Raw genomic sequence first — 12,164 nt, forward strand, 5'->3', positions numbered from 1 at the left:
CACCGATTGTCTTAAAAAATCGCATATTACGACTCAATTATTGTAGACTATAGCTATTATATAGTAGAAGATGGATGAATAGCAACGGTTGATTGCTATTCATCCCTTTTCTACCTTGAATAAAATGTATGTTTTTAATGAAACAATATTATATAGAAGCAAATTTTATAATGAATAGAGATATGATAAATGAGGAATTTGCAAAATATAAAGATGTGATGGACAAATTTATTAAATAAGAAAAATCCCCTTTTAAAAGGGGATTTTTTTACTTTCTTTTACTTAATTTTTTCGTATAATTCTTCATTTTATTCGTTAACCCTATTAAAGCAGGTAACAATATTGGCATTACAATGATAGCTAATAGTAACAGTGCAACACCAACAACGGATGCTACTTGTATAAGTGTCAATACACCTGAAGGGATTAATGCAGCAAATGTACCACCTAAAATAAGCGCAGCTGATAATACGACTCCTCCTATGTGACGAGATGCATTTACAATTTTCGTTGCAGGGTCCCCTTCTAACTCATTGTATCGCATCATTACGAAAATGCTATAATCCACACCTAAAGCGACTATCATTATAAAACTAAAGAATGGTACATTCCAGCTTAATGACTCTACGTTTAGTATGTGTGTACTAATTTGTTCACTTATACCAAGTGATGCAAAATAAGCTAATATTAAAGAGCCAATAATGAAGATTGTATTTAAAAATGACCGTGTAATAACGAGTAATACAACCGCAATTCCAATTAACATAATCGTAGCTGTACGTAAGAAATCTTGGCCTGTTACTTCTTTTAAATCAACGTTTCTTGCTGTTGTACCGCCGATCGCTTTTTTGGCTGATTTTAATTCTGTACCATTTAACGTACCGTCTATCGTTTTATTAATTTCTTCAATGATTGGCATCGCTTCTTTCGAATACGGATTTACGTCTAAAATGATTGTCATTTTTGCAGTCTTTCTATCATGTGACATGTACGTATTCAATGCTTTTTGGAAATCTTCTCCCTCTAAAACTTCTTTTGGAATATAAAATTTCTCAGAGCTTTTGGATTCATTCAATTCTCCTAAATATTTCTGAGCATCCCCTAGTCCGTTACTTACCTTTTCGAGCCCTTCTGTACTTTTAAATAATCCTGATTGTAATTGCCCCATCTGTTCTTGCAAGTCTTTCAGCCCGGTTAATAACTGGCCTTGCCCATCATTTATTTTTGTTAATCCGGTTTGTAACTCAGATGACTTGTTCGCAATTTGTTTAGAACCTGAAGCACCTTCATCTAATCCATTTTTAAGATCAGCTGCTCCTTTTCGTAATTTAGTAACTCCATTGTTCATTTCTTTTAAGCCGTTATCCACTTTCAATAACGATTGATTCGCTTCTTTAAATGAGCCCATCGCCGCTTTATGCTGCGTTGCTAATTGATTTAATTCATTTGAAAGCACACCTAATTGCTTTTGAGCCTCTTTAGCAATTCCTATCGTTTGCAGTATGTTCGGATCATTTGCTAATTCTGGTTTCGTTTGAATGAAATTGGTCATTAACATTTCAATTTGTTCATAACCTTTTTTCGCACCATCAATGGCTTGAGAAATACTTCCGAAGTATTGATCGTATGAACTTAATCCTTTTTCTAACTGCGCATAACCAGCATGAATTTGTGAAGTTGCATTAGATAAAACATTTATATTTTCATTTACTGAAGTTAATCCACTCTCAATTTTCTGCGCACCTTGTGCTCCGTCATTTATACCAGTTGATAGTTGATGTAAAGCTGTTCCTAATGCTGTTACACCGTTTTTCGCTTCGTTTGTTCCATCAATTAACTTTTGAACGTTTGCAAGACTATTTGAGTCTTTACTACCCATTTTATCTTTCGCAGTAGTTAATCCATCATTAATTTCCTTTATACCACCATTGGCATCTCCTAAACCTGTATTTAGTTCTCCCGCTTGTTTATTTATATATAGTTCTTTTATCCTTTCACCAGTTGGACGCGTCGGTGAATATACTTCTGAAACACCTTTCACTTTCAAAATCTTATCAGTTAGTTCATCTAAAGTTTGAAGAGAACTCGCATCATCTAACTTGTTATCCGATTGAATGACTAACGTACTTGGTGAAGAAAAACCAGGTGGAAAATGGGCTTCTATTACGTTAATCCCCATTTTCGACTCATATTTATTATCTACTTCAAATAAATCATTGTAATTTAGTGTATTAGAGTATTTCATTACGAAAGGAATCGATATCACAAATACAATGATTAAAGCTGCGAATGGTCTTACTACTGAGTTTTTCGCAAGAAATCCCCATAAACGACTATCCTCATGGCCTTTAAATGTTTTTACTGGATAAAACATTCCTTTTCCTAATAGCACCATGAAAAATGGATTTAACGTAGTTAATACGAGTAATAATACTGCGACACCAATTGCTACTGCTGAAGTAGATTGATATAATTTAAAACTCGCTAAAGCAAGAGATGCAAAACCAATTAGTACTGCTATTCCGCTATATAAAACGGTTTTCCCTGCCAATTTAAACGTTTCTTTCGTAGCTAAAAATGCATTTTCTTGTTTACTTAATTCTTCCTTAAACCTTGTATATAATAAAATGTTATAGTCTGTTCCAACCCCAAACAGGACAACAACTACAAACACTTGTGTGAAGTTAGAAAACGGAAAATTAAATTGATCTACTAGATGGGCAATAATCCCCATTGAAACTAAGTATGATACACCAACTGTAAGCAGAGAAACGATTGGAACAATTGGTGAACGAAATACAATGATTAATACAACTAAAATGAAAATGATAGAAATAATTTCTGTCTTTTTCACTCCCTCTTGAGAGGATGTAAGAAAATCACCCGCAATTAAATCACTTCCTGTTAAGTATGTTTTAACGCCCTTCGGTTTAATTTTATTATGAAGCCCATTTGCAATTTTTGATATTTCACCGTGTTTTTTATCCACAGAGATTTGCGTTAAAATGGTCGTATTGTCTTTAGATATCAATTGCTTTTCCAAGTCTTTATTATCTAAATGTGAAACAACTTCCTTAATTCCTAATTGCTCTTTTTCATTTTGCAGGGCGTTGATTGTTTTTATTATTTCATCTTTTTGTTCAGTTGTTAAAGCTGCTTTACTTCCACTATTAAAAACAGCTATAACATCATATTTTTCTGTCCCGTCTTTATCCATCTCTCTTATCATTTTGTCAGCGATACTACTTTGCTCTGTATTAGGAATCGTAATATGCCCTTTTTCTTTCACTAATTTATCCATATTAGGCATCGTTACGATCATTGTAATAGTAATAACTATCCATAATAGAAAAGATAAACTTCTCCAATTTTTCAGCTTACTCATATTAATCATCTCCCGTTTTGAAAGTTTCACGTTAGTTTAGGAATGAATATTCATTCCTATCATTTCGAAACTATTTTTCAGGAATGAACGTTCATTCCTATCGTTTTATTAATTTATTTTATAAACTCTATTAAACTACTCTTTCCGGAATGAATGTTCATTCCCTTAGTTACACAAATATCCTCTCCTACTTTCATTTTTTTAATCTATTTAGGAATGAATATTCATTCCTGTCCTTATAAAGCTATAGAATCAAATGATTCTAATAGCATTCCAAGAGCTTTCTTCCAATTCTTTTACTAACTCTTTTGAGTATTCTAATTGCCCTGTTGCAATTACTTTCGTTAATTTTTCTAACGGTTGATATACAATAATAATTAAAGCAACTGGAGGCAATGGACGAAGAAAACCTTTTGCAATTCCATCTTCAATAATATTCATAAAGAAGCCTATAAAATCGTCAAATATTTTCTTACTCTGTTCGTCAAGAAAATAACTATCGCAGTGAGAATTTGTAAATAAAAAAGCATCCACATTGTTTCTCGCAAATTCAAATAAACGGTTATACGTATGACTAAACTGTTCACGAATATTTGCTTCAACAGGAAAATCCGTTTTTATCATTTCAGAAAGCTGTAACATACTTTTTGAAAATAATGAGTTAACAAGTGCCTCTTTATTTGCAAAATAGCGATAAATAGTACCCGCACCGACATTTGCTTTTTCAGCGATCATTGGAATTGTCGTACCATCGTAACCACGCTCTGCAAAAAGTTGCATCGCAGCATCAAAAATATCCTCTTGTTTGTTTTTAGCCATTTTTTCCACCTCTATTTTCAGGAATGAAAATTCATTCCGTTTTTAATTATAAATTACAGGGACTAAAAGTCAAGTGCGTGACTACGTATAGTTGCAATTTTAATCCCGTGTTTGTGAATAAATTTATATCAGCGGTTTTTAAAATATATCGACTTACCGAAAAAAACGACAATCAAAGAGAAAGGCGTCCCAAAATTTTGTTTGGGACAGCCCAATTCCCTATTTAAAACTTAAAAGAAATCATAAATAAAAGCTTTACGTACTGGAACTATATTCTCAAATGCTTGTATTTCCTCTTCGCTTCCGGTAATGAATTCTAGTTCATTAAGTTCTAACGGACGTTTGTATCCAAACATTATTGTAGATAATGCGTTTATATCCAGCTTGATTCCTTTTTCCATTGTTTCTTCTACAATTGTTATTTCATGATTTGCAAGCCTCACTGTAACGTTATTCCACGGTGCAAACGAATCTGTAATCTGTAAAATCACTTCTTGCTGTACATTGTTCCAGTTTAATTCATATTGTTTTAGGAACTGCTCCACATCTACAATTCTGCCCATAAAATACGTCTTTATTTCTGCCTTCACGCGTGGCTCTTGTAGTGTATATAATAGCGGTTCGTTTTCACTTATAGTCATTTCAAGTTCTTTAATCATAGAATCATGCTGATAAATAAAGTTCCACAGGCCATTTCGCGCCTCATTATGCAGTGGAACAAATTCTTCTACTGTCATTTTGCTGTTTTCAATTTTATATAGCATGTAGCCTGCTGCCGTTTTATTTTTATCGTAATAAATCGCTAATGTTAAATCATCATAAACAGCTTGTAACCACCATTTTTCATCGCGAACTAGCATACCGGAAAAACATTGTGCAAATGTTTCATAAAGTTTCTCGACCTCTTCAGGGTGATTTTCTTTATTGAATCGTTTCACAGTACCGTTTACTTGTTTTTTCATCACGAAATCGCTCTTTGTCATTTGACATACAAGGAGGTTCGCACAAAGTTCCCATCCATATTTACGGTAAAATGAAACGGCAAATGGATGTAGCATCGATACTGTATATCCATCTTTTTTCATCGTTTGTAGTGAGTGTCGAAGCAATTCTTTTACATACCCGCTTCTTCTATACTCTGGATACGTCGCTACCCCTGCAACGCCACCCATTTTAAATTTTTCTTTGCCTATGTATATATGAAACGGAATGAGATGCAGTTTTGCTGCTAAATCTTCCCCTTCCATAATACCGTATATTTCATGACTTTCTTTCATCTTTGTAAGTTGTTGCTGCAATCGTTCCTCTTCAACTTTATATTGAAAAGCGTATTCTGATAAGCGTAATGCTTCTTTAAATTTATCTTCTTTTAATCGTATAACGTTCATATACTTCTCCTCCATTCCTTGTTTGAATTGTACCATAATTCTCAATATTACAGTGTGGTAAATGAAATTATATGAACTTCACGAAACGAATCCAATATAAGAAGCAGATACATCCTGTATCTGCTTCTTATTACTTTATCCCGCTTTAACGGGCAGTAAGACCCCCACCTCAAAATTTAGCGAAAGCAAAGAATTTAGGTGGGGGATCAACTGCCCGTAAAAGTCCGATTGGTTCAACTAATAATCAGTGGGGGATGAAGAACCCCCCACTGATTAAAGTTTCACTTTATTTAGCTAACGTTTGAAGTTCTTCGAAGAATGTAGGATATGATACGCCTACTGCTTCTGCATCTTCAATTGTTGTTTTTCCTTCTGCGATACATCCAGCGATCGCAAGCATCATTCCGATGCGGTGGTCACCGTAACTATTTACTGTATTACCTTTTAGAGCTGATTTCCCGTAAATAATCATCCCGTCGTCAGTTGCTTCTATGCGAGCTCCTAGCTTCGTTAATTCTGCAACGACTGTATCAATACGGTTCGTTTCTTTAACTTTTAATTCGTGTGCATCTTTAATAACTGTAATTCCTTCTGCTTGTGTTGCTGCTAAAGCAATTACAGGAATTTCATCAATTAATCTTGGGATAATATCTCCGCCAATTTCAGTTCCTTTTAATGAAGATGTTTCAATTGTAATGTTTGCAGCTGGTTCTGATGCTCCTTCGTTAATTGGCTCTACAGTAAACGTAGCACCCATTTTCTCTAATACATCAATAATACCAGTACGAGTTGGATTCATCCCTACATTTTGTAATACTAGTTTACTATTTGGAATGATTGCGCCCGCTACTAGGAAAAATGCTGCTGATGATACGTCACCTGGCACTTGGACGTCTGTTGCTGTTAGCTTTTGTCCACCTGCAAGTTTCACTGTTTTTCCTTCGCGCGTTACTTTAACTCCAAAGGCTTCAAGCATTCTTTCCGTATGATCGCGTGAAATATGTGGTTCTGTAACAGCTGTTACACCTTCTGCTCGAAGTCCTGCAAGTAAAATAGCTGACTTTACTTGTGCACTTGCTACAGGTGAAGTGTATTCAATTGCTTTTAAATCTCCGCCACGTATTGTTAACGGTGTGAACGTTCCTTCTTCACGACCATCAAGGTTTGCACCCATTTGTTTTAATGGGTTTGTAACACGTTTCATCGGTCTTTTTGCGATAGATGCATCACCTTGTACACAAGAGAAAAATGGTGTATTTGCCAAGATCCCTGACATTAAACGTATTGTTGTACCAGAATTACCAACATCTAATACAGCTTTCGGTTCTTGTAAACCTTCTAATCCTTTACCAACTACAGTGACTTCATCACCATTTTGCACGATGTCTACTCCCATTTCTTTAAAGCAAGAAATCGTACTTAAACAGTCTGCACCGGGCAAGAAACCTTTAATTGTTGTTTTTCCTTCTGCAATCGCACCGAACATGACAGCACGGTGTGAAATGGATTTATCTCCTGGAATTGTAATGTTGCCATTTAATCCGTTATTAACAGGTTGTATCGTTCTTTCCTTCACGTTTTCACCTTCTCATTTAAATTGTTTCATAAGTTTGGTATTTTTCTTCTCTAAGCGCTAGCTTTGCTTTCATACGATCTTCTTCTCTTTGGAAGCTAATACGTAACACCCCTAGCAATCCTTCACGCGCTTCTAATATTTGCAAGTTCGTAATACTAATTTCTTCGCGTGCTAAAATGCTCGTAATGTGAGCCAATGCTCCTACTTTATCTAAAACATCGACGTATAAGTCGTGATAGGCAGGAATTGCCCCTCTTTTTCGTACTGGTAAAGAGTCACGGTATTCTTTCGCGTCTGCAAAATAGTTTTGAATCTCGCCTGCATCTCCGGTAGAAACTGTATCATATAAATCTTCCATTTCAGAGATCCACTCTTTTAATAATACCATTAAATGCTCACGATTTTGCTTAACAATATCACTCCACATTTTTGGGCTACTAGATGCGATACGTGTAATGTCTTTAAAACCTCCAGCAGCTAGTTGATGAATAAGTGGATTATCTCCTGCATGTTTCTCCACTTGCTTTACTAACCCTGCTGCAATAAGATGCGGAAAATGACTTACAATTCCTGTTACATAATCATGTTCTTCCGTATTTAAAACGAGAAAATGAGATCCTGTCCCTTGTAACCAACGCTTTAGTTCTTCTACATGTTCATTTGGCACATGATTCATCGGTGTCAAAATGTAAAATGCATTTTCAAATAAATGTGCTTTTGCACTTTCAACGCCCGTTTTATGAGAACCTGCCATTGGATGTCCACCAATGAAAGAAACTTCCTTTGAAAATAAAGCTTCTGCTTCATTCATAATCGTCCCTTTTGTACTACCAACATCGGTTACAATAACATCTTCTCGTAATCGAAATGACGCTAATTTGTGTAATAACTTCTTCGTTTCTTCAACTGGAGAAGCAAAAACAATTAAATGCGCCTCTTCACACGCATGCTGTAAATCTACCGCTACTTCATCTACTACGTGTAATTCTTTTGCACGCTCTACTTGTTCTTGAAAAATATCATAACCTGTTATCGTTACATCGTGCTCTTTCTTAATTGCTAATGCAAGAGAGCCCCCTATTAAACCAGTTCCAATTAAAACTACCTTTTTACGCATTTGCCTCATCTCGAGACTTTCTTTTTTTATTTTCAAAGTGTTGTTGTAACACTGAAATCACTCCTTCATTTTGCTCCCTTGTTCCGACTGTAATACGGACACCATTTGGGAACGGACGAATAATAAATCCTGCGTGTGCACAAGCTTCATAAATCTCCCCAGCATTCTCAACTGGCAAGAAGATGAAATTTGTTTGCGATGGATAAAATGGAATTTCATTTTCCTTACAAAAGCTTTCGTATTGTTGTAATCCTTCTGTATTCACACGAACTATTTCTTCAATAAACTCGTCATCACCAAAAGCAATCGTCGCTGCTTTTTGCGCTAATGAAGATACGTTAAATGGCAAACGTACGACATTTAATTTCTCGATTAGCTCTTCATGTCCAATCGCATATCCAACGCGGAAAGAAGCTAATCCGTATGCTTTAGAAAACGTTCTAAGTACAAAAATATTTTTATGTTTTTCTAATAGCGGTAATGTCTCTGGGAAATCTTTTGCTGTTACGTATTCATAGTACGCTTCATCAATGACAATTAACGTATTTTCACTAATACCTTCAATAAATTGAGACAATTTTTGATCATTCACATATGTGCCTGTCGGGTTATTTGGATTACAAATCCATACGATTTTCGTATTATTATTTACCGCTGACGAAATTTCGTCTAAATCGTATACACCGTTATTTAAAGGAATTTCTTTCACTTCACAGCCTTCAATAATTGCATGATGACGGTACTGCGGGAATGTCGTACCAGCCGTCACGATGTTATCTCCTGCTTTCAGTACTGCACGACTTATGATTTGAATGACTTCATCTAATCCACTACCGCAAAGTACTTGTTCCATTTGTACATGTAACTTATTTGCAATTGTTTGACGGAGCGTTGTAGCACCTCCGTCAGGATATAAAGCATGTTCCAACCACGATTTTTGCAACTCATCTAAAACACGTGGTGAGCAGCCGAATGGGTTTTCATTCGATGCTAATTTCACAAATGAATGATCTCCGTACACTTCTTTCATTTGTTCAGGTGATTTACCTGGTTTATATGGTTGTAATGATGAGAGTTGATCTTTTACTTGCATGTTAAAACCACCTTTTATTAAAATTCTTTTGCGTATTTGTTATGTTGCGTAATGTTTTGCTGGATTAATTCTATACGATCTTTTCCGAATTGTTCGACTAGTGCATGTGCAAGTTCCCATGCTACAACAGACTCAGCTACTACTCCTGCTGCTGGTACTGCACAACTATCAGATCTTTCAATACTCGCTTGGAATGATTCTTTCGTATCAATATCAACACTTGCTAACGGTTTGTATAATGTAGGTATTGGCTTCATCACACCTCTTACGACAATTGGCATGCCTGTTGTCATACCACCTTCTAAACCGCCGGCATTATTCGTATTTCTCGTGTATCCTTGTTCTTCATCCCATAAAATTTCATCATGCACTTTACTTCCTGGCTGTCTTGCCGCTTCAAAACCAATGCCAATTTCAGCACCTTTAAATGCATTAATACTCATAATTGCACCAGCAAGTTTTGCATCTAATTTACGATCGTAATGAACGTAACTACCGACACCTATTGGCATGCCTTCTGCAATGACTTCAACAATGCCACCGATTGAATCTCCACTACTTTTAGCGTTATCTATCGCACCCATCATCTCTTGTTCTACTTCTTTATCCAAACATCGAACTGGTGAGTTTTCAGTAATTGTTTGAATCTCTTCAATTGATAACTTTGAAATATGTTTTGCTTTTACTCCACCAATTTCAAGTACATGCCCTGCAATTTCTACGCCTAATTCTTTTAAAATTTGTTTCGCAACTGCACCAGCAGCTACACGAACTGTCGTTTCTCTTGCAGATGAGCGCTCTAGCACATTTCTTATATCACGGTGACCGTATTTAATTGCTCCGTTTAAATCCGCATGTCCTGGACGTGGTTTTGTAATTGTACGTTTCATTTCTTTACTTTCTTTTTCCGAAATTGGCTCTGCACCCATTACTTTCGTCCAATGTTTGAAATCATCGTTTTTTACGATTAACGTTATCGGCGAGCCAAGTGTCATCCCATGACGAACACCACTTACAATTTCAACTGTATCAGTTTCAATTTGCATACGTCTTCCGCGTCCGTGCCCTTTTTGTCTTCTTAATAATTCTTTATTAATATGTTCCACTGTTAATGTTAAACCTGCTGGTACACCTTCTAAAATAACTGTTAACTGCGGCCCATGTGATTCTCCAGCTGTAATGTATCTCATTTCTCTTGCCCCTTTACTATTTTTTTGTACAAAAAAGTCCCTACTGAGCGCTCAGTAGGGACGATGTTTATCGCGGTACCACCCTAGTTGTAGACAACTTTCGTCTACCTCTCTTCTTCTTTAACGATCATTTGACCGTCTTTCCCTCCAACAGTTGGCGGAAAAGATGCTCCAAGGCTGTAATTCATGCTTACCTTTGTACTGATTCTCACCGACCATCAGCTCTCTTTAACAGGGAGATAAGCACTACTGTTTCCTCTTCAGCGCATATATGATATGGGATTAAGATAATTTATTTTTGAATCCTTTTAACTCATCCATGAATCTATGGAATTCTGGAATATCCATTTGTTGTGCAGAATCTGATAATGCAACTGCTGGATCTGGATGTACTTCAGCCATAACTGCATCTGCACCAATTGCAAGTGCTGCTTTCGCTGTTGGTAATAATAAATCTCTGCGTCCAGTTGAATGCGTTACGTCAACGATAACTGGTAAATGTGTTTCTTTCTTTAAAATCGGTACTGCTGAAATGTCTAATGTGTTACGTGTCGCTCTTTCGTATGTGCGGATACCACGCTCACATAGAATAATTTGGTCGTTACCTTGTGCAATGATGTATTCAGCTGCGTTAATGAACTCATCAATTGTTGCTGCTAATCCACGTTTTAGTAATACTGGCTTGTTAACTTTACCTACAGCTCGTAATAAATCGAAGTTTTGCATGTTACGTGCTCCAACTTGAATGACATCAACGTAGTCTAGCGCCATTTCAACATCGTTCGGATTTAAAATTTCACTAATGATCGCTAAGTCGAACTCATCTGCTACTTGGCGTAAAATTTGTAATCCTTCTACTCCTAAACCTTGGAAATCGTATGGAGATGTTCTCGGTTTGAAAGCACCACCGCGCATTAATTTTAGGCCTTGGTCTTTCATCGCTTGCCCTACTTGACGAACTTGTTCTAAGCTTTCTACCGCACAAGGTCCCATAATGAATGTTTGTGTTCCGTTTCCAATCAATTCACCTTTTACATTAACGATTGTGTTTTCTTGTTTCTTTTTACGTGATACTAGTAATGCTTTACGGTTATCATCTTCCTGTAATTCTAAGCTAGCTTTGAAGATTGTTTTGAAAATGTGTTGAACTGTTGACGTTTCGAACGGTCCTTCGTTATGCTCTGCAATCATATCAAGCACTTCACGCTCACGTACTGGATCAAAACGTTTCGTACCTTGTACTTGCTTTTGCTCCCCAATTTTTTGAACGATTTCACCACGTTTGTTTAAAAGGTGTAATAGTTGTAAGTTAATTTCATCTACCTGTTTACGTAATTGATCTAATTCATGATTTGCCATTTGGAAATCCTCCTCTAATGTTTTAAAAGTATAGTAAGAGAATGAAAAATTCTCTATTTTCTGAACTGATAAATTATACAAATTTTAAGTGGAATCGATACCTCTTCTTATTTTAAACGAATACTTACTATAAGGACACTATCTACTAGATAAAAACCCACTTTTTTGTACAAAAAATCCCTACTGATTCAATCAGTAGGGACGATATTTATCGCGGTACCACCCTAGTTGTAGACT

General features: G+C 36.0%; 8 protein-coding genes and 1 other annotated feature. All 8 genes read right to left on the reverse strand.

Annotated elements, in window-relative coordinates; all coding sequences use genetic code 11:
- Positions 1 to 268: 268 nt before the first annotated feature.
- A complete protein-coding gene (locus tag MR113_RS17375; RefSeq protein WP_242255776.1) occupies positions 269 to 3,385 on the reverse strand; it encodes an MMPL family transporter in 3,117 nt (1,038 codons plus the stop codon).
- 252 nt (positions 3,386 to 3,637) lie between these two features.
- On the reverse strand, positions 3,638 to 4,204 hold the full coding sequence (locus tag MR113_RS17380; protein ID WP_001107306.1) for a TetR/AcrR family transcriptional regulator: 567 nt from the start codon (positions 4,202 to 4,204) through the stop codon (positions 3,638 to 3,640).
- Between the two features lie 230 nt (positions 4,205 to 4,434).
- Positions 4,435 to 5,592: a GNAT family N-acetyltransferase gene (locus MR113_RS17385; protein ID WP_242255777.1), complete on the reverse strand. Its 1,158-nt coding sequence runs from the start codon at positions 5,590 to 5,592 to the stop codon at positions 4,435 to 4,437.
- 286 nt (positions 5,593 to 5,878) lie between these two features.
- Entirely contained in the window at positions 5,879 to 7,168 is a 1,290-nt protein-coding gene (gene aroA / locus MR113_RS17390) for a 3-phosphoshikimate 1-carboxyvinyltransferase (protein ID WP_242255778.1), read from the reverse strand.
- Positions 7,169 to 7,184: 16 nt separating this feature from the next.
- Complete coding sequence (gene tyrA, locus MR113_RS17395; protein ID WP_242255779.1) at positions 7,185 to 8,285, reverse strand: prephenate dehydrogenase; 1,101 nt, start codon at positions 8,283 to 8,285, stop codon at positions 7,185 to 7,187.
- A complete protein-coding gene (gene hisC, locus MR113_RS17400) occupies positions 8,278 to 9,378 on the reverse strand; it encodes a histidinol-phosphate transaminase (protein ID WP_242255780.1) in 1,101 nt (366 codons plus the stop codon). Before hisC ends, tyrA begins: the two co-directional genes overlap by 8 nt.
- Before the next feature lie 17 nt (positions 9,379 to 9,395).
- Complete coding sequence (aroC, locus tag MR113_RS17405; protein WP_242255781.1) at positions 9,396 to 10,568, reverse strand: chorismate synthase; 1,173 nt, start codon at positions 10,566 to 10,568, stop codon at positions 9,396 to 9,398.
- Positions 10,569 to 10,621: 53 nt separating this feature from the next.
- Positions 10,622 to 10,841, reverse strand: a binding site (T-box leader).
- A gap of 9 nt (positions 10,842 to 10,850) precedes the next feature.
- Positions 10,851 to 11,927 (reverse strand): bifunctional 3-deoxy-7-phosphoheptulonate synthase/chorismate mutase, encoded by a 1,077-nt coding sequence (locus MR113_RS17410; protein ID WP_001273578.1) that lies wholly within the window; start codon positions 11,925 to 11,927, stop codon positions 10,851 to 10,853.
- Between the last annotated feature and the right edge of the window lie 237 nt (positions 11,928 to 12,164).

It is taken from the genome of Bacillus cereus group sp. BfR-BA-01379, from assembly GCF_022663605.1.
GTDB classification, from domain to species: Bacteria; Bacillota; Bacilli; order Bacillales; family Bacillaceae_G; genus Bacillus_A; species Bacillus_A mobilis.

Coding starts and splice junctions, on each gene's coding strand:
- MR113_RS17375 (WP_242255776.1), bottom strand. CDS start 3,385: ATGAGTAAGCTGAAAAATTGGAGAAGTTTATCTTTTCTATTATGGATA.
- tyrA (WP_242255779.1), bottom strand. CDS start 8,285: ATGCGTAAAAAGGTAGTTTTAATTGGAACTGGTTTAATAGGGGGCTCT.
- hisC (WP_242255780.1), bottom strand. CDS start 9,378: ATGCAAGTAAAAGATCAACTCTCATCATTACAACCATATAAACCAGGT.
- MR113_RS17410 (WP_001273578.1), bottom strand. CDS start 11,927: ATGGCAAATCATGAATTAGATCAATTACGTAAACAGGTAGATGAAATT.
- MR113_RS17380 (WP_001107306.1), bottom strand. CDS start 4,204: ATGGCTAAAAACAAACAAGAGGATATTTTTGATGCTGCGATGCAACTT.
- aroC (WP_242255781.1), bottom strand. CDS start 10,568: ATGAGATACATTACAGCTGGAGAATCACATGGGCCGCAGTTAACAGTT.
- MR113_RS17385 (WP_242255777.1), bottom strand. CDS start 5,592: ATGAACGTTATACGATTAAAAGAAGATAAATTTAAAGAAGCATTACGC.